The sequence below is a fragment of the Niabella agricola genome, from assembly GCF_021538615.1.
In the GTDB taxonomy this organism is placed as follows: Bacteria; Bacteroidota; Bacteroidia; order Chitinophagales; family Chitinophagaceae; genus Niabella; species Niabella agricola.
Map to the genome: position 1 here is coordinate 1,158,179 of NZ_JAJHIZ010000003.1, position 19,617 is coordinate 1,177,795.

The 19,617-nt window shown below is 48.9% G+C and carries 10 protein-coding genes; 2 read left to right on the top strand and 8 right to left on the bottom strand.

Translation table 11 applies throughout. The features are described 5' to 3' along the window. Positions 1–9: 9 nt before the first annotated feature. From LL912_RS10335 to LL912_RS10370, 8 genes are read right to left on the bottom strand one after another with little or no spacing between them, the layout of a single operon-like run. Complete coding sequence (locus tag LL912_RS10335) at positions 10–1,440, bottom strand: arylsulfatase B (RefSeq protein ID WP_235553498.1); 1,431 nt, start codon at positions 1,438–1,440, stop codon at positions 10–12. Next, a complete protein-coding gene (locus tag LL912_RS10340) occupies positions 1,400–5,494 on the bottom strand; it encodes a hybrid sensor histidine kinase/response regulator transcription factor (protein ID WP_235553499.1) in 4,095 nt (1,364 codons plus the stop codon). Before LL912_RS10340 ends, LL912_RS10335 begins: the two co-directional genes overlap by 41 nt. A gap of 5 nt (positions 5,495–5,499) precedes the next feature. Beyond that, on the bottom strand, positions 5,500–6,909 hold the full coding sequence (locus LL912_RS10345; RefSeq protein WP_235553500.1) for a sulfatase: 1,410 nt from the start codon (positions 6,907–6,909) through the stop codon (positions 5,500–5,502). A 51-nt stretch (positions 6,910–6,960) separates the two neighbouring features. Continuing rightward, positions 6,961–8,331, bottom strand: a complete 1,371-nt coding sequence (locus tag LL912_RS10350; RefSeq protein WP_235553501.1) for a sulfatase family protein — start codon at positions 8,329–8,331, stop codon at positions 6,961–6,963. An 11-nt stretch (positions 8,332–8,342) separates the two neighbouring features. Next, positions 8,343–9,668, bottom strand: a complete 1,326-nt coding sequence (locus tag LL912_RS10355; protein ID WP_235553502.1) for an alkaline phosphatase family protein — start codon at positions 9,666–9,668, stop codon at positions 8,343–8,345. Between the two features lies 1 nt (position 9,669). After that, a complete protein-coding gene (locus LL912_RS10360) occupies positions 9,670–11,724 on the bottom strand; it encodes an arylsulfatase (RefSeq protein ID WP_235553503.1) in 2,055 nt (684 codons plus the stop codon). A gap of 49 nt (positions 11,725–11,773) precedes the next feature. Beyond that, positions 11,774–13,462 carry a RagB/SusD family nutrient uptake outer membrane protein gene (locus LL912_RS10365; RefSeq protein WP_235553504.1) on the bottom strand — a complete coding sequence of 563 codons (1,689 nt, stop codon included), beginning with the start codon at positions 13,460–13,462 and terminating at the stop codon, positions 11,774–11,776. Positions 13,463–13,491: 29 nt separating this feature from the next. Continuing rightward, the gene (locus LL912_RS10370) at positions 13,492–16,653 is read right to left on the bottom strand and encodes a SusC/RagA family TonB-linked outer membrane protein (protein WP_235553505.1); all 3,162 of its coding nucleotides are present in this window, start codon (positions 16,651–16,653) and stop codon (positions 13,492–13,494) included. Positions 16,654–17,051: 398 nt separating this feature from the next. Between LL912_RS10370 and LL912_RS10375 the strand changes: the two genes are divergently transcribed. Next, positions 17,052–18,458, top strand: coding sequence for a sulfatase (locus tag LL912_RS10375; RefSeq protein ID WP_235553506.1), 1,407 nt, complete (start codon positions 17,052–17,054; stop codon positions 18,456–18,458). A gap of 11 nt (positions 18,459–18,469) precedes the next feature. After that, positions 18,470–19,555 (top strand): glycoside hydrolase family 43 protein, encoded by a 1,086-nt coding sequence (locus tag LL912_RS10380; RefSeq protein WP_235553507.1) that lies wholly within the window; start codon positions 18,470–18,472, stop codon positions 19,553–19,555. Positions 19,556–19,617: the final 62 nt, after the last annotated feature.

A 19,617-nucleotide genomic window follows, 5' to 3' on the forward strand; every position in this document is an offset into this window, starting at 1 on the left:
AAAACCAAATTATCTGCTGATATCCCAGTTGGGGGGCGCCTTGAATGTTGCTCTTCCCTGTTCGTAGGGCGGCACTTTTTCTGCAGGAATAATCGCCTGATATTTTTTTGATGCATCCATTAGTGTCTTTACCTGCCCCGGGTAACGGGCGACCAGGTTTTCTTTTTCGTAAGGGTCTTTATCAATAGCAAAAAGCTGGGCTGCTGTTTGCGAAACTGCAGGTTTGGGCGCCACCAGTTTCCATCCATTCTTGATCAGTGTGCCATTACCGAGATAGAACTCACGGGGATCATTTCTTTGTGCTTTAAGATTTTTCAAAATAGAAACGCCGTCATAGGGTTGAGGAGGAGGTGTTCGTATACCGGCAATCTCCCGGAGCGTGGGCGCTATATCGATATAACCGGCCACTTGCTCAGAGGTCCAGCCACCTTTAAACCCGGCGGGCCACCGGATTACTGCAGGTACCCGCACCCCGCCTTCCCACTCCTGGAATTTAAAGCCGCGCAGGGGCTGATTCCGTCCGCCCTCTTTCTGAGCGGCCCCGTTATCGCTTTGGAATAATACCAGTGTATTTTTTTCGATACCAGCCTTCCGGAGCGCCTCCATGATCCTGCCGATGCCCGCATCCATTGCGGTAACCATTGCCGCGTAGGTTTGCCGGCGCGTATTTCCTCTTCCCATGGCGCCTTCGTTTCCGGCCGGCTCCTTACCGAAGACCGGTTTGGAAGGATCAAAGCCATACTGAAGGAGATCCGCTTCTTTCGCCTGAAGCGGTCCATGCGGCGCATTATAGGCGATGTATAAAAAGAATGGCCCATGGTTTTTATAATTGCCGATGCATCGTACTGCCTCCCCGGTGATCAGGTCCGTAGTATAGCCGGTATCCTTTGATGCTTCCCAGTCGTTATGCCAATCCAGTTCTCCTTCGCGCTTGTGTGTAAAATAGTCGATGGCGCCGTTGTAGTGCCCATAAAAATGGGTAAATCCCCTGCTCAAAGGAAGGTATTTTCTTTTTGAGTGCCCCAGGTGCCATTTCCCGATCGCCGCCCGGTTTTTATAGCCGGCCTGAGCCAGCATCTGTGGCAGAAATTCGGCCGCTGTATCTACACCAAAATCCAGCCAGGGGGCGATCACATTTTCCCGCAATCCGTAGCGTTCCGGCAATCGCCCGGTCATGATACCGGTGCGCGTGGGCGAGCAGATCGGACTAACATAATACCGGTTCAGGATTACGCCCTCACGGGCCAGCTGGTCGATATGCGGAGTTCGGATCTCACTGCCGTGAAACCCTACATCTCCCCAGCCCATATCATCGGCCACAATAATCACTATATTGGGCCGGGACTGCTGGGCCCGGACCTGTAACAGCAGAAAGGAGCAAATGAACAGCATTCCGATATTATGCCTGGTCCTTTCGAAAGATGGAATCTTTATATGCATGCTCTGATAAATATTTTTCAACAAATTCACTAGGGGTTACACCAAACTGAAGTGTAAAACATTTGGTAAAATAAGAGGGCGAGTTAAAGCCGGTCCGGTATCCGGCTTCAGAAACATTGCATTGACCCGATAACAATAATTTAGCAGCTTCTTTTAACCGGATCACCCGGATAAATTCATTCGGGCTATTGCCTGAAACCGCTTTTAGCTTCTTATGCAATGTAGAACGGCTCATCGCAACCGCCTTGCTGAGTTCTTCTACCGACAACTGGTAATCATCCAGCCGCTCTTCAATAATTGCTGTAATCTTTTCAATGAAGATCTTGTCGCTGGGATTATTGTAAAGGGTATCTGCCTCCACAAAGGGGTGAGCGCTGAATTTCTCTTTCAGGCGGGCTCTTGTCTCCAGCAGGTTCTTGATTGTAGCCGTGAGCTGCTTCCACTTGAACGGCTTCATGATATAGGCATCGGCGCCACTTTCCAGCGCCTGCAACTCCGCGTCTGTGGTACCTTTTGCTGTAAGCAGCACTACCGGTATATGGCTGCTGCTGATCTGTTCCCTGATCCGCCGGCACAGGGCGATACCATCCAGTTCGGGCATCATTACATCAGACAATACCAGCTCGATCTGCCGGGTGTGCAAAATACCAAGTGCTTCTTTTCCATTGATCGCACAACAGGTATGATACCCCTCTCCCTTCAGACTGGATGAAATAAAATCCAGCATATTGAGATCATCTTCTACTACGAGGATCGTTGTTCTGCCAGCCTCATCCCCCACTATTGTTTCCGCAACCGGCAACGCAGACTCCTCACTGGTTACAACCGTTTCAAAAGGAAGTGTAAGCACGAAGGTTGTAAAGCCGTCCTTCCCGTTTATTGCCACTAATGATCCGGCATGTTTTTCGGCAAGCGCCTTTGCCAGTGAAAGCCCGATGCCGGTACCGCCGGCATTATTCAGTTGCCCGGTGATATTTGCCACTTTATAAAAGGGTTTGAATACGGTAACCAGCTCCGTCTCCGGTATGCCAATACCGTCGTCTTTTACCTGTATAGAAACAGCCCCCTGCCCCCTGGTATCCGGCTCCTGCTGATGCACACGAAGCTCCACTTCCGATGCCGCAAATTTAAAAGCATTCATCAGCAGGTTATTGAGTATTTTTTGCAATGCCTCCGGATCTGCATCGATCGTGAAACGGTCTATATCTGTTGTTAACAGGAACCTGATTTTCTTTTGTGCAGCAATGATACCAAAACGGGCGTAAAGCGCCTGCACAAAAGAGATCAATTCCAGCGGCTCCTTGCGTATGGTATAAATATCACTCTCGATCCTGCGAAAATCGAGCAACTGGTTTACCAGCGATTGCAGGCGTTCGCTATTCTCCTCCATTACCTTCAAATGCCTCCGCTGATCGCTTTGCAGTCCGGCCTCTTTGAGGTTTTCCAGGGGCGCCATAATCAGTGAAAGCGGGGTTCGTATTTCATGCGCCATCGTCGTAAAGAAATCCATTTTTTGTTGATAGAATTCTTTCTCCCGCTGTACTTTCATTTTTTCCAGCCGCACTTCATTTTTCCGGATCTCGCGCCGTTTGTAATAATTGCGTAGTAAAAAAACGGCCGCCACCAACATCACAGCGTACAGGATATAGGCCAGGTTGGTTCGGTAAAACGGGGGCCGAACCCGAACCGCTACCACTGCCTCCCTATTGTTCCAGTTGCCGTAGATATCGGTTGCCTTAACTTTAAAAGTATATGCTCCCGGGGGCAGATTGGTATAGGTAGCCACCCGTTGGGGGCCTACATTATTCCATTGTTTATCGAAGCCCTCCATTTTGTAGGCGTATTTTATTTTACCTGGATCTTTAAAATCCAGGAGTGCATATTCAAAGCTGATCACCGATTGACTATATGCAAGCTGGATCTTTTGCGTAAATCCGACCAGCTGTTGCAGAACGCTTTTTTTATCCTCCAGATCCGGTTCATGATCAAAGATCTTAAAGCTGGTCAGGATCAGGTTACTCTGCAATGTTTCGGTCCGTATTTTTTCCGGGTAAAACGCGTTGAACCCATTGATGCCGCCTAGGAAAATACGACCATCCCGGGCGCGGTAATAGGCATTGTAATTATAGAGCTTTCCCTGCAGGTTGTTAAGGCCGGTAAACGACCAGACCCGTCCATTCTTCTTCGAAAAGCGAAGCAATCCGTTGTTGGTTGAAAGCCACAAAAAACCATTATTATCCGGCACGATACCAAAGACCACATTGCTCATTCCCTGGCCTGGTCCGTACCTCGTACAGATACCCGTCCGTTTATCGAGCCGGTTTAACCCGCCGCCATCGGTACCGGCCCATAGCTGACCCTCCGGATCATCATACAGGGAAATGATCTTGTTAGAACTGATGGATGCCGCATGATCTGTTGTACGGAACTGCTGCCATTTTCCGGTTTTAACATCCCTTTTTATAAGCCCATTTTCATAGGTTGCGATCCACAGGCAGCGGTCGGCATCTTCGTATATTTTATAGATACAGCTGTTATGCAGATCCATATCCGCAACCTTTACAAATTGATTCTTTACCGGATCAAAAATATTCAATCCCTTTACTGTTCCCACCCAAACAACACCGCTGCGGTCTTCGTAAATGCTGTAGATACTGTTGGAACTGATACTACCCGGGTCGGTCGGGTTGTGATGATATTGTGTTACGGCCCCGGTGTTGAGGTCTACTACATTCAATCCTCCGGAAAATGTACCTACCCAAAGCCGGTTATTACGGTCTTTATATAAAGCGTGAATATTGGAATAAGAAAGCGGCTGCGTATAGGGAGCGAAGGGGTACTTATAGAACTTTCCGGTGGCCGTTTCAAAATAATTTAACCCGCCATTCTCCGTGCCCACCCAGAAATTTCCCGGTCGGTCTTCCAGGAAACAGCTTACAGCGCTACCCGATAGCCCATAGCTGTTACCGTTGGGATAATACAGCTCAAACGATGCATCTCCGGGTGAAAAATAATTGACGCCGCCAAAATAGGTACCCACCCAGATACCGCCCTGGCGGTCTTCATAAATAGAATAAATGGCGTTATCGCTGATGGTATACGGATCACCGCGATTATTTTTGTAACTCGTAAACGTGCCCGTAGCCGTATTCAATACATTCAGGCCCTTTTCTGTTGCCACATATACCTGCCCGGATAAGGGCTGATATACCGCCCGCACAATATCGTCGCTGATCGACCCGCTACCACCTGTACGAAATACCTGGAAGTGCTGCTCCTGCGCCACCCATTTATTCAGGCCACCCGAAAGCGTGCCCGCCCATACATTGCCTTCCCGGTCCTTATAAAGCGAAAGAATAAAATTGCTGGACAGGCATCCGGCCCCGGCTGCGGCCTTATGATGCACAAACCGGTTTGTTGCTGGGTTCAGTACATCAATGCCTTCGCCGAAGGTGCCCATCCAGATATTTCCGCGGGCATCTTCTACCAGTTTCCGTACCTGGTTTAATGAAAGGCCACCGGGCATAGCACGATAATTGTGTACTTTGCCGCTACGGGGATCAAAGCGGTACACTCCATTGCTGCGGGTAGCAACCCAGGTTTCTCCATTTGAAGACCTCAGGATATCGAAGATCAGGTCTTGTTTTGCAAAAGCAATGCGTGAAAATTTTTCACGGCTCAGATCAAAGGAATAAAGCCCTTCTTCCGTACCCACCCAGAAGGTGGTACTGCTCATCCTGCAAATGGAATGGATCAGGCTGTTGTCCGCATGATCCCGGTCTTCGCGTACCTGGTAGATCTTAAAGTTATACCCGTCAAACCGGTTCAGTCCATTCTTGGTTCCAAACCAAATATACCCCTGGTCATCCTGCAAAATATTCCAGACGGTGTTGGAAGACATTCCGTTTCGGACGCTGTAATTTTTAAACAGCAATTGCTGGGCCCGTAACAACGGAGCGCCCAACAACATGACCATGACCAGGAACCACTGCCCTCCTTTCCTTACGCGACGGCCAGGATGTCCGCTACTGCTGTTATGTAAGGATCCTTTCAATCCATTTATTTTTTTACTTTCTTTCTTATGGCAGTGTCCGGCACTTCTGCATCCACCATCTTCAGCCATTGTTCCAGTTTCTTTTTAAGCTCCGCTGTCTTCTCCGGCATCCGGGCTGCAAGATCTGTTTGCTCCGAAGGATCGTTCTTCAGGTTGTATAATTCTGTGCGATCCGCTTTGTAGAAATACAATAATTTATAATCACCATCGCGTACCGCACTGCACATACGGTTTATCCAACGGCCGGTTTCAGAGGGGTAATGCCAGAAGAACGGCTCACGTTCTGTCATGATTTTTCCCTGCAGCAGGGGTACTATGCTTTTACCATCCAGCAGGATATTTTTCCGGTTTTTTGTTTGGGCCAGTTCCAGGAAGGTAGGATAAAAATCAGTGGCCATTACGCGTGTGTCTACTGTGGTATGCGGCCGGATGGTTGCCGGCCAGCGCGCGATCAGGTTTTCGCGGATACCGCCTTCATACAACCAGGACTTACCGGCCCTAAGCGGCCCATTATTGCCCAGGTGCCATACGCCGCCGTTGTCTGAAAAAAAGATCACGAGTGTGTTTTTATCGATCCCTCCTTTTTTCAGCGTTTCCATAATGGAACCCACACCTGCATCGATCCGTTCGATCATGGCGGCGAGATAGGGATTGTCCAGGTGATCTGCCTCATGCCGTTCATTCTGCGGGCCAAACAGGGATTCAGCTTTTCCTTCGCCATATTTTGCATCAAACTTTGCCTTATACTTTTTCACCAGGGCCTCGGGGGCATCCAGTTTAGTGTGCACGCTATAAAAGGTAAGATAAAGAAAGAAGGGATTTGCTTTGTTACGCATAATAAATTTGGAGGCTTCACTGCACTGCCGGTCTGTAAGATACTCCCCTTCTTTGCCTGTATCAAAAGTGCTTATTTTATCGTACGGGTAAAAATAATCTCCATCTGCGATATACTTTGTTTCGGAGCCGATCACCTCATCAAAGCCATGTTGCTGCGGGTTGCCCTTCGGCGCATCGAATTTTGTATCAAGGTGCCACTTACCAATAATTCCGGTATGGTACCCCGTTGCCGACAATGCCCGGTTAATGGTATAAGACTTTGCCGGATCCAGGTAACGATCGGCATTGTTATCCAGGAAATCCGTAATCCGCACCCGGGCCGGGTACTGCCCCGTCATGATGCCGGCACGGGAAGGTGAGCAAATGGGTGCCGCCGAGTAGGCCTGTGTAAATCGTGCCCCTTCCCCGGCCAGCTTGTCCAGGTTCGGGGTTTCGTTAAACGTATTGCCATAGCATCCCAGTTCTGCCGATCCCAGGTCATCGGCCATAATAAAAATAATATTCGGCCGTTGCTGCGCTTCCGCAACCGCGGTCCACAGGCTTACAACCATTAAAACGAGCCATCTTGTTTTTTTCATCTGTTTATGTTCAGTGGTTTAAATTTCGAATCTGTTCACAGGCTGATGGGATTATTTCCGCTCAAACGGGATGTCCAGTGTTGCCCCCGGATCTCCCTGTTGTTTCATCCAGCTTTGCAGCTTTTGGCGATATGCGGCTATCTGCGCTGCATATTTTTTATCGCCGGCCAGGTTGTGCAACTCATAGGGATCGTTTTCAAGGTCATAAAATTCCATTGCGGGCCGGTGAATATTGCGTTCCACCAGTATTTTATCTTTGGGAGAGGTCTCGGCTTTTTCCTTCCAGCTCACCCAATACGCATTTTTAGGATTCATCATATACTTGATGTGATAATTTTTACCGGGTGTGAGATTCAGCAACAACTTATACCGGCCATCGCGAATGCTGCGGATCGGATACGGCGGACCTTCCGGCAAATTATTATGAATGCCAAAAGCTACATTCCTGGCCTGCTGCGTTTTACCCTGCAGTACTCCCAGGAAGCTGCGGCCGTCCAGGTGTGCAACAGGATTACCGCCTGCGATATTAATAAATGTAGGCGTAATATCTTCATATTGTACAATGGCACTGGTAGCTGTTTTGGGTTGTACCACGCCGGGCCAGCGTACGATCATGGAACTTTTTTGCCCTGCATCCCAGAGCGTCCATTTGGCACCGGGAAACTGAGCGCCCTGTTCTCCAAGAAAGACAAACACCGTATTATCTTCCTTTCCTGTTTCTTTTACCGCCTGCATTAGTTCTCCTACCTGGTTGTCCAGCCGGCGCACTTCAGCCAGGTATTTCTGGAATTGTTTTCTTGTAGGCTTGGTATCTACCCAGTGCGGCGGCAGGATCAGTTTCTCCGGATCAAACTCGGTGGTATCTCCTACCGTCCAGGGCGCATGGGGGTTGATGCTCATTACAAAAAGACAAAAAGGCGTCTGTTGCCCGCTCATAAAAGCTTTTACGTCGGCCAGCGAATAATCATCTGTGGGCGATACACAGTTGGGCTCAAAGCCTTTAATGATCTCGAACGGGAACACTGCCCGGGGCTTTGTGCTATGGTCTTTTCCGGTTAGAGCAACCGTGTATCCCAAACCGGAAAGGTAATGCCCGATACTTTTTAAGGTATCGTATACCGGTTTGTGATTCTGATAAGATCCATGCCGTACCGGATACAAACCGGTGAACAAAGAGGCGCGCGTAGGCACACACATAGCCTCTGATGCGATCATGTTATTGAATTGCATTCCCTGCTCCGCCAGCCGGTCGATATGGGTGGTTTTCAAATTCCGGCCGCCATAGCAGCTGAGCTGCCGTGAATCCAGATCGTCGGCCATGATCACAACGATATTTGGCTGTTTGCCACCCTGCGCCTGGCTTTTAATAACAATGCCTGTTAACAGCAGTACAAACAATAAGAGCCCCGTTCTTTTTGTCATATAATCATCTTTTATCGGTTTGAAAAAATATCGGGCAAGGCATTGGAGCTACCGCCAATGGATGGTATGCCCAGCAATCGGCAGATCAGCGGTGCAATATCCAGCATGCGCAGCCGCGCCAGCGCACTGCCTTTTTTAACACCATAACCTGCAGCAATAAACCCGGTAGAGATCTGATCGAAATCGGGATAATAACCGTGTGCACCGCCCAATGTTTTATTGCGGATCAGGGGTCCCTTGACGGCATTGCTGGCTACAACTCCTTTTTTCATGGCCAAGGCCAGCGCCACTTCGGGGTTTGCGCTTATATTCTTAAGCTCTTTCTTTGTTACGATGCGGAACCATTGATCACTTTCGGGTAACCGACGTAACAATTGTTCCACCTGCCGGGCCGTGACAGCATCACCGGCTTTCTTTGTATATAGAAAGGCGGAGCCACCTGCAGTATAAAACTTTGCCTTCCAATTCTCGCCGCTGATCAGCCCATTCTTTTCCAGCAGCACATTTGGCGCAAAGCTTTGTGTAGCATCTACAAACCCGTGATCTCCCGTCACAATGATGGTTGTATTTGATGCCTGCCCGGCCTCTTTTATCGTGGTTATCACCTGCCCGATCATACTATCAATCAGAGCCACTGCTTCTTTTACTTCCGGGGCATCGCGGCCATGCTCATGCTGGGCATGGTCGGCCTGTATGAAATGAATGGCCAGCAATGCCGGTTCGTACTGCTTAAATATAAAGGCGGCCATCCGGCCAATGGTACGGTCCACATTCCTGTATTTAAAATCATCCGCAGTAACTGTTCCGCTACCGGAGGCCGCCATCTGATCCAGCATCTGGACCGGTGTGATGTAAGGCCGGGTTACAGAAAGCTGGTCCGTTTTTTCATCACCGTCGGCACGGCGCACCGGAAAATTATAGTCAATGGGAGCTCCAACCGTCACGGGCCACATCACGGCCCCGGATGTAAGACCTGCGTTCTTAACTGCCTTCCAGAGTGTGGGTGCCCTTATCGCACTGTCTTCCCAATACCAGCGACCCTTTGGCGCTTCAAAAGGGACATTATAATAAATACCATGTTTGCCTGGTGGCTGACCGGTAACAATCGATGTATGCGAGGGGTATGTTATGGTTGGGAATACGCCAACCACCTGGCGGGCATAAACCCCCTGTTGTTTTAGCTGCTTCAGATGGGGAGCAGGCCATGCAGGATCCAGGTAAAATTCCGGCCGGAGCCCATCAATACTGATCAGTACTACATGTTTTGAAGATTGCGCCTTTACCTGCGTTATTAGGCTAAAGGCCAATACAACAAAAAATATTCTTTTAATCAACATATTATTTCTTTATAGGCACTAATTCCACATCATCGATCCACAACCTGGTGCCGGCGGCTGCCGTTCCAAAATAAAGACCCACCCGGTACATACCATTTTCAGGAATGGCTTCGGATGCAAATTCAAACTGTTCCTTATGCGGTTTTAATTCTACTTCCCGGTCAATCACTTTCCCTGCCCCCGGGGCGGTGCTTTCCAGGCGGACGAAGAAGTGGGTGTTTTGTAGCGCGGTTGCCTTCAGTCTTACTAAAAAACGTTCGCCCTGTTGCGCTCTAAAGGGCCACAGCATTGAGAGACTCGCAGGCCTGGCGGCAGGCTGCGCTACCGTAATGTATGCCGACCTTTCCCCGGAGATACGGCTATTGTCATCAATTGCTATCGAGCCTTTCATTTCTTCCGCACGGTGTACATTCCAACCACCCAGGTTGTCATCAAAACCTCCATTAATATTCCTGCGGTAGGCCTGCATCCGCACGTTATACTCCCTTGTATCCAGGGGGAAGGCGCCTATCTTACGGGCCCATGCTTCCCAATCGGCATACATGGCTGTTACCCTCCGGGGATCCGTTCGGCCCAGGTTGTTCATCTCCGTAGGATCTGCTTCCATATCATACAATTGTAACGAGTCCATTGAAAAAGCGGCACCCTCCGGCGTTTTGGCCACCAACTTCCATTTGCCATTGCGCAGGGCGATATTGGCTTCATGCTCCCAGTAGATCCGGCCACGGTTATTGGACTGACCCGAAAAATGCGGAAGGAGACTTTTTCCCTCCATCGGATGAATCTTGTGCCCCCGAAAAACGGATGGGTACCGTGCACCTGACACGGCCACACAGGTAGCCATAATATCGGTGATATGCCCGTAACCGGAAACGAACTGATCATTCAGGCGGGCGTTGATGCCTTCCGGCCAGTGCACAATCAGCGGTGTGGCAATTCCTCCTTCATGCGTGAAATGTTTATACTGCTGAAACGGCGTGCTACTCACATTGGCCCAGGGCAGGCGGTAACTTTCAAATGTTTCAGCGGTTCCATCCACCGCCTTGCTTTCACCACTGCTGATAAACTCTGCACAGGCGCCGTTATCACTAAGAAAAAAGATCAACGTATTGTCCAGTGCATTGTTTTCTTTCAGCGTTTGCATGATCTTCCCAATGCCCTCATCCATGATATCGATCTGCGCGGCGTAGATTGCCATGCGCATGCTCATTTCCTCCTGCTCCTTATCTGTCAGCCGGTCCCATGCGGAAACTGTGGCGTCTCTCGGCGTACATACAGCCGAAGCGGGGAACAAACCGATCTCTTTTTGTTTTTTAAAACGTTCGGCTCTTATGGCATCCCAGCCTTTTTTATACGTTTCCCTGTATTTATCGATCCGTTCTTTAAGCGCGTGCAGCGGCCAGTGTGGTGCGGTATACGCCACGTACATAAAAAACGGGGCTTTTTTTTCGCCACGGAAATGATCATTCAAAAAACGCACACTGGTATCGGAGATCGCATTAGTCAGATAAAAATGATCCGGTGCCTTATATTTCCGGTTATCGCTGTAAAGCATTGGAGTAAAGTAATTGGCACCACCGGGTATGATACCGAAATAACGGTCGAATCCCCGTTGCCGGGGCCAGCTATCGGTTACTGCACCGTCTATCTTCCGCTCATTGGTCACATGCCATTTGCCAGTCATGTAGGTACTGTAGCCTGCTGTTTTCAGCACTTCAGCAATAGTGACACATTCGTTGTTCAGGTTATCCTGGTAAGCCGGACCGGTTCCCAGATCTGCTGCCGCCATCCAGCCCATCCCCGCCTGGTGTGGATAAAGACCTGTCAGCAGCGACGCCCGCGTTGGGCAACATCTTGCCGCATTATAAAATTGCCGGTAACGGATGCCTTCTTTTGCCAGCTGATCAAGATGCGGTGTTTTAATTTCCCCGCCGTAGGCTCCTATATCGGAATAGCCCATATCATCTGCCATTATGAGCAGGATATTAGGCTTTACCTGCGCGCCGGCAAACACGGAAACGCCCAATAAAAGTATAAAGACTGAAAAGCGGAACATTCGTTATTAAAATTTAAAGTTAGACCTTCTTTTGATTCCCGGGTTTAAATTACCACCCAGGATTCTGATTGGCAGTTCCGATATTCGGATTTTGCGTGATCTCATCGGCCGGCAGCGGGTACAGCAGGCTTTTGGGCATCTCAATACTCATCTGCGGCGCATTGACGGCAAATTCATTGGTATACTTTTTTGTGGTCGTATTGTACGTCGGCATCTTTTGCGGGTATTTTGACAGCACTTCTTTAAACTGGTATTCAAACATGGTTTGTGACGGGCTCAGCGGACTGCGCATGCGAACGAGATCGAACCAGCGCTGTCCTTCCCCTGCCAGTTCAAGACCACGGTCGTCAAATACCTTCACCCGGAATGCATCTTTGGATATCCCCGGCTCAATATTGGCCGGCACAGCCCGTTGAATACCATTTGCGTTCCGGGCCCGCGCCCTTACCTTATTGAAGGCTTCAAGCGCTGTTGCAGTGGGTCCGTTCAATTCATTTTCTGCTTCAGCTTTTATCAGGTAGATCTCTGCAAAACGAATAACAAAAAAATCATTCCCGTTATTACGCCCATCTTTGCCATTGGGATCAATATACTTGCTGATCAGCGGCGTGGTGATGGTCCCTTCATCTGCCGCAGGCAGGTTGGGATACACAGCATAATATTTTTTTTGGGTAACATTATACCCTTTCTGAAAAAAAGCGCCTTCGTTACGGTAATCGATGACCTTTATCCCGTTGATCAATGAATCGTAATCACCGGTACGATAATAATCCGCTACCCAGGGCATTACCCGCATAGAACCATCTCCCGCTCCATTGGGCGGATTGCCACAAACCTGATGCGTATTGGGTGCACCAAAGCGCAATGCAAACTCTGAGCCTGCTGCCGGTTGAGCCCGGTCCTGCTGATCTACCATAAACCGCACACCGAAGATCACTTCGTTGTAGGCATCATTCTCTCGGTTGATGTCAAACAGGTCTTTGTAATTCGCCAGCAACTGGTACTGGTTGCTTTGGATCACTGAATCGGCATAGGTTATAGTTTTCTGATAATAGGTATTTCCATCCTGTCCTTTTAACGCCAGCTGATTGCCATAGGTTAATGCGGCCTGGGCGTAAATGGCCTGCGCCGCTCCTTTGGATGCACGGCCCAGTTCTGCCACCGGGATGTTTTTTGCCAGGGGCAACAATGCAGCCGCTCTTTCCAGGTCAGAAAAGATCTGCGTATACACTTCCTGTACTGAGCTGCGCGGCAGGTAGAAATCAGCATCAACATCCGTAGCCTTCAACCGTAGCGGTACGCCACCATATAACCGTACCAGGTAATAGTAGCAGAACGCCCTGATAAAATATGCGTCTCCGTAAGCACGTTGTTCCGCCGCGGGATCGAGGTTTTTTGCATCCAGCTGTGCGATCAGGTCATTGGCACTGCCGATGGTAAAATACAACACGCTCCAAAAACCTGATACATTTACCGAAGTAAGGGTACGATCCGAAAAAGGCAGCAACTCACCAGACGCAGCGGCATACAAATCATCTGCGGAAAGAAATAACATGGCCATGCCCCGGAATTTAAAGGCATTGGAATTATTCAGGCGCGCATACAATCCCTTTACTACCACTTCCAGGTCCCGTTCACTGTTGATGGTAGCCGGAGTGGGCACATCGAGCAGGTCTTCCTTTAAGCTGCAGCCTTCTAATACAGCGACTGTCAGCAGTAATGCAATAATATATTTCATGAATTCTTTTTTATACAATGAATGAATGATCACAACCCTAGTTCTAATCCGGCCGAGAACGTACGGGGCAGCGGTAACGTACCATAATCCATACCACTGCCAAGCGCATCGCTATCAAACGCATTGATGTTTGGGTCATACCAGGAATAATTGGTAAAGGTGTAAAGATTTGTAGCAGACACAAATACCCGCAATCCCTGAATGGGCGCCTTCTTTTTCAAATTAAAAGCATATCCCAGGCGCACGGTCTGAATCCTCAGGAAGGAGGCATCTTCCACCATCCAATCGGGAAACCGCTGCGAAAAGCGAATCGTATTATTGGTGGGGCGGGTATATTGATTGCTGGTGCCGGGGCCGGTCCAGCGGCGGTCCCAGGCTTCCTGCGTGGCATTGAAATTACCGCTGGTATTGTTGGCACCTACCATCCATTGATTCAGGTTGATAAGCTGGTTGCCCCTGCTTCCAATAACGTTAATCCCGAATGAAAAATTTTTATAGGTAAACTCATGGCTCATCCCATATGTAAAATCGGGCGCAGGATTTCCGATAATCGTTTTATCATCTTCCGTGATCTGCCCGTCGCCATTCACATCTACAAACCGGGTCATACCTGGTTTTGTCTTTCCCTTTTCAGGACCGGCATCCACTTCTTCCTGCGTTTGGTAAACGCCGTTGGTTTTATACCCCCAGAAAGAAGAAATGGGATAACCGACTTTTGCCACTTGCAGGGGCTGACTAAGAATGATTGCTCCGGCCACCACATAAACGCGGCCATAGGTAATACCCAATGATCCCATATCCAATACTTTATTGGAATACTTGGAGAAGTTGGCGGAAATATTCCAGGTAAGTGGCCCTTTGTTGATTACATTATATGTGGCCTCCATATCAATGCCCTTATTGAGTACTTCTCCTATATTGGTAAACATATCGCTGTAACCGGAGGAGCTGGGTAGGGCCAGGTTAATGAGCAGGTCGGTTGTATTCTTTTTATAATAATCGATCGAAAAACTCAGACGGTCTTTTAAAAAAGAAAGATCCATACCGATATTCAGCTGCTTTGTATTCTCCCAGCCCAGGTTTGGGTTTTGAAAATCGCTGAGTACATAGCCGGGTGCAATACCGCTGCCCAGCACCACATAATCGATTCCATATTTTGCCTGGGTGGCTCCGATGGCCACATTCTCATTTCCGCTGACACCATAGCTGGCGCGGAATTTCAACGTAGAGATTACTTTTTTCCAGGGTTCGAAAAACGCTTCATTTGACGTATTCCATCCTAGTCCTGCAGCTGGAAAGAAGTTCCATTTATTTCCCGGGGCCAGTCGGGACGACCCGTCCGCCCTGCCCGTTAGTGTCACCACATACCGCTGATCATAGGTATAATTGATCCGGCTAAGGAACGACTGCAGTACTTTGGTGCGGGGTCCATTTGTGAGGAATCTCCCGGGCGACAATGCACTATTGAAATTATAGTAGGTCATCTGATCCGAAGGAAAATTCATATTCGTTACGCTGGTCGATTTGTTAATCCAGCGCTGATAGGAGTAGCCCGCCACAATGTTCAGCGAATGTTTTTGGTCCAGTACTTTCCGGTATGTAAGCAGGTGATCTGCCAGATAGTTTGTATTGGAGTTATCTGCCCGGGTAGCATAGCCGTTGGGAGCCGTGTTGCCCACAAAAGTACCGCGCGGATAATATACATTCCGGAGCGAGTACATATCGTTCAACCCCGCGCGCAGCGTGTATTTCAAACCCTTCACAATCTCATAGTCGAGGTTCAGGTTGCTGGTCAGGGTGCGGATCTGCGTTTTATCCTTCACCAATGTAGTTACCAGCACCGGATTATTGGCAAAGGTTTCGTCAAGATCCCCATCCGCCTCAAAAGGCTCCTGAAGCGGGTTGGTGACCAATGCGCCCATTACCGCTGAAGAGCCCATGATACCGGTCCAGTTGGATTGCTGACCATAATACCGGTCTGCCATCGAAAAATAATTTTTAATACTGATCTTCAGTTTGTCGTTGACCTGCCGCGAAAAATTGGCGCGGAAGCCGTAGCGCTTGTACTGTGCATTTTTGATGATGCCCCGCTGGTCCGAATAATTGCCGCTCACCAGATAGTCGTTGCGCCCGTCGCGGCCGGATAAAGCAACCTGGTGGTCCTGCGACAACGCCGTTTCATAGATTGCATCCTGCCAGTCCATGCTGATGCCGGTTGCCAGTATGGAGTCTATTGCATGTTGGGTATACACCGAGTCCTTTCCGTCATTCAGGTTGGCTTCGTTTTTATAGGTCATAAAATCGCGGGCACCTAACATTTTTATTTTCCGGGGCAAACGGCTCAGGTCAAATCTTGTGGTATAGGTAAGTTTATCACGGCCATTCTTACCCGCTTTGCCCGACTTGGTGGTAATCAATACTACACCATTTGCACCCCTCGATCCGTAAATGGCCGTTGATGAAGCATCTTTCAGGATGTCCACGGAAGCAATATCATTCGGATTCAGCGAAGCCAAGGGGTTGGCTGCAGAAATATCCAGCCCTCCATCTACTCCCATACCCGCCTTGGTAGCACCATAACTGGATTCAACGGGCTGTCCGTCGATAACGATCAGCGGCTGGTTATCACCGGTCACCGAAGTTTTCCCCCGGATGTTGAAGGTTACGCCCCCGCCTGGCTCCCCTGTATTGTTGATGATCTGTACTCCGGCCATTCGACCCTGCAACGCTTCGGTTACCGATATGAAGCGATTATCCATTTCCTTGTCCAGGTTCAGTTTGCTTATCGCACCGGTCACATCGCTTTTTTTAAGCTGTCCGTACCCCACAACCACCACCTCATCCATATCAGACACGGTCGAATCCAGGGTAATAAATAATTGTGTTTTATTGCGCACAGCCACTTCTACCCGCTTGTATTGTGCATGTGACACCAGTAATACCGCATTTCCGGGAACATTGAGGGAAAAGGTTCCGTCGGATTTAGATGTAGTTCCGGCACTGCGGCCTTTTACAATCACCGAAGCATCCGGTACGGGATCACCCCATAAATTTTTTATGGTTCCCGTTACCCGGATCCGGTTGTCCTGCGCCCCCGCAGTGATGCCTGCCAGCAATATGGCAAACAGGATCAATAGCTGTTTCCGAAAGCCCGGCGTCCGGCTGTAATTTATTAATACTACAGTTCTCATAATGACATTTTAGCAATTCAATAAAAAGATAGGGTGCTGAATAGCAGCAATACTTCCTGCAATCGTGGCCGCAATATAGCAACAGCCGATACCTGGCACTGTCATTATTGTAGGGATTGCTGTAACAATTGTCTTGCAGTTACCGGATCGCCGGTGGGCGCCGGAACAACCTTTTAAAACAGGGGTCATCATGTCGTTTCTAAATTGTTTGATAAAAATTATAAAAGTCCACAAATTTAGTAGACTTTTACTTTTATTACCAAGGAAAATCAGCCTCAGCACTGTTTTTCCGACATTTGTTACAGCAATCCCTACATTTGTTACAGCCAGATGGTCGACTTATATGGCGCAGATCGGGGAGAGTTGTTTATATTGCGTGAAGCAATCGTACAGGTTAAATGCATTTTTCCAGGCTGAAACGTCATATGATCTTTTTCTCTTTATTGTTGTCCTTATATACGGAGGCACAGCAACGGCCCAATATTATTTTTATCCTCGCCGATGACCTGGGCTATAGCGAACTGGGCAGTTATGGAAATACCTTTAACGAAACGCCTGCATTGGACCGGCTTGCAACCGAAGGCATGCGGTTCTCCTGCTTCTACGCTGCTGCTCCCGTTTGCTCTCCCTACCGCGTGGCATTAATGACCGGCCAATACCCGGCGCGTGTCGGCATTACCGACTACCTGCGTCCCCGGGCTGCCAGGCACCTGGATACCGGTTATGTAACGCTTCCTGAACTGTTAAAAATGCAGGGTTATCATACGGGTATTGTTGGAAAATGGCATTTGTCCGGGTATGTAAAAGAAGGTGCGCCGGAGGAAACGCTCCCAGACCGGCATGGATTTGATGAAGTACTTGTAAGCGAGAACCGGGGGATTGGTGAAGGCACATATTTTTATCCTTATGATTTCAACCGCGAAATTGTAAAACGGCTGCCGGGAACTCATGAATATATTACCGACCGACAAAACCTGGAAGCCCTGGAATTTATAAAGCGGAACCGGAACCAGCCTTTCTTTTTGTTCCTGAGCCATTATGCAGTTCATACAACGGTACACGGCAAACCGGAACTGGTTCGCCATTTTCAGCGAAAAAAAAATGCGGGTGCCAGTCCGCCAAGCCAACAAAACCCGGAAAACGCCCCTTATAAAAAATGGCCTTCCGGCTCAAAAGCCACCCGCAATAATCCGCACCTGGCAGCACAGCTCAAAGGGATCGATGATGGCGTGGGTGCCATTGTGCATCTTTTAAAAGAGCTGCAAATCGATCGCAATACTCTTATTATTTTTACCAGCGACAACGGCGGTGAAACAACCATTACCACCAATGCACCACTGCGGGGCGGCAAAAGTACGTTATATGAAGGCGGCATCCGTGAGCCGTTTATAGCCTGGTGGCCCGGAAAAATACAGGCGAACGCCATTTGCAAACAACCACTTGCCAGTTATGATATTTATCCTACGCTGGCAGCGTTAACCGGTGCCAAAGGCAGGCACCAGCCATTGGACGGCATTTCATTCAGCTCATTGCTACAAAACCCGGAAGGATCTTTGCCTCAACGGGATTTTTACTGGCATTATCCGCTGGAAAAGCCACATTTCTTAGGCGGCCGGTCTGCGGGGAGCATCCGCAGCGGCGCCTGGAAGCTGATTACTTTTTTTGACGACGGACATAAGGAATTATATAACCTGGATGAGGATCCCGGTGAAAAAACCGATCTGGCCGCAGTGTATCCCAGCCGTGTGGCTGCGCTGGATGCCACATTGCAGCAATGGCAGCAATCTGTAAACGCAACCCATTAAATTATTTGATAATGAAACGAACGATTTCGCTATTTTTTCTTTTACTGTCCCTTCAGATCGGGATCGCCCAAAATACCACCGCGGTTTCCAATAATCCGCTGCCCGTTCAATTTGGCGACCCATATGTGTTGCACGTAAAAGGAGACCAATATTATATGTACGGCACAGGCGGCGGCGCAAAAAAAGGGTTCAGCGCTTATTCCTCAAAAGACCTGGTAAACTGGAAACCGGAGGGACAGATTTATTCCGGAGATAATAAAAACGGGTGGGGCATCCATTCGTTCTGGGCGCCAGAGGTATATGAACATAATGGTAAATTTTACCTGTTCTACAGTGCACAATGGAAAGAAAACCCAAACAACGAACTGGAAAATTTCAAGATCGGTGTTGCGGTTGCGGACAAACCCACAGGACCTTTTGTTGACCTATATGCACGGCCGGTTTTTGATCCGGGCTATCCCCTCATCGACGCCAATGTTTTATTTGAACCCGACGGAAAAGTATATCTTTACTATTCCCGCTGCTGTTATAAACACGCCGTTGATAGTGAAATCGCCGACTGGGCCAGGAAAAAGGGCTGGTTTAAAGAGATCGAAGAAAGCTGGGTATACGGGGTGGAGTTGAAACCGGATTTCAGCGGTGTTATTGGTGAACCCGTCTTGCTGCTGCGTCCGCCTGTAAAGATGAGCGACCGGCAATCGGAATGGGAAAGCCGCTCCGTTACCTCAAAAGAAGTGAACCGGCGCTGGACCGAAGGCTCCTTTATCTTTAAGCATAAGAATCTTTACTATATGATGTATTCTGCCAATTATTTTGGCGGTAAAAACTATGCCGTGGGCTATGCTACCTCCAAAACACCATTAGGTCCCTTTAAAAAGGCAGCCAACAACCCGGTATTGCAAAAGAATATTGAAAAAGGCGGCATCGTTACCGGAACCGGGCATAACAGCATTACCTTTTCACCCGATGGCAAACAAATGTATTGCGTTTATCACGCCCGCACCAGCCAGACCGGTGATGAGCGGGTGGTATTTATCGATCCTATGAACATTGATAAAAACGGCTTGCTGAAAGTAGCGGGCCCCACAACGAAGTAGTCTCGCTTTATTTATTCCCGCTGATTTACGCTAAACCGGTACCAGAGGAATCCGCGCCCATC

Coding starts and splice junctions, on each gene's coding strand:
- LL912_RS10345 (WP_235553500.1), bottom strand. CDS start 6,909: ATGAAAAAAACAAGATGGCTCGTTTTAATGGTTGTAAGCCTGTGGACC.
- LL912_RS10350 (WP_235553501.1), bottom strand. CDS start 8,331: ATGACAAAAAGAACGGGGCTCTTATTGTTTGTACTGCTGTTAACAGGC.
- LL912_RS10355 (WP_235553502.1), bottom strand. CDS start 9,668: ATGTTGATTAAAAGAATATTTTTTGTTGTATTGGCCTTTAGCCTAATA.
- LL912_RS10375 (WP_235553506.1), top strand. CDS start 17,052: ATGCATTTTTCCAGGCTGAAACGTCATATGATCTTTTTCTCTTTATTG.
- LL912_RS10360 (WP_235553503.1), bottom strand. CDS start 11,724: ATGTTCCGCTTTTCAGTCTTTATACTTTTATTGGGCGTTTCCGTGTTT.
- LL912_RS10380 (WP_235553507.1), top strand. CDS start 18,470: ATGAAACGAACGATTTCGCTATTTTTTCTTTTACTGTCCCTTCAGATC.
- LL912_RS10335 (WP_235553498.1), bottom strand. CDS start 1,440: ATGCATATAAAGATTCCATCTTTCGAAAGGACCAGGCATAATATCGGA.
- LL912_RS10365 (WP_235553504.1), bottom strand. CDS start 13,462: ATGAAATATATTATTGCATTACTGCTGACAGTCGCTGTATTAGAAGGC.
- LL912_RS10370 (WP_235553505.1), bottom strand. CDS start 16,653: ATGAGAACTGTAGTATTAATAAATTACAGCCGGACGCCGGGCTTTCGG.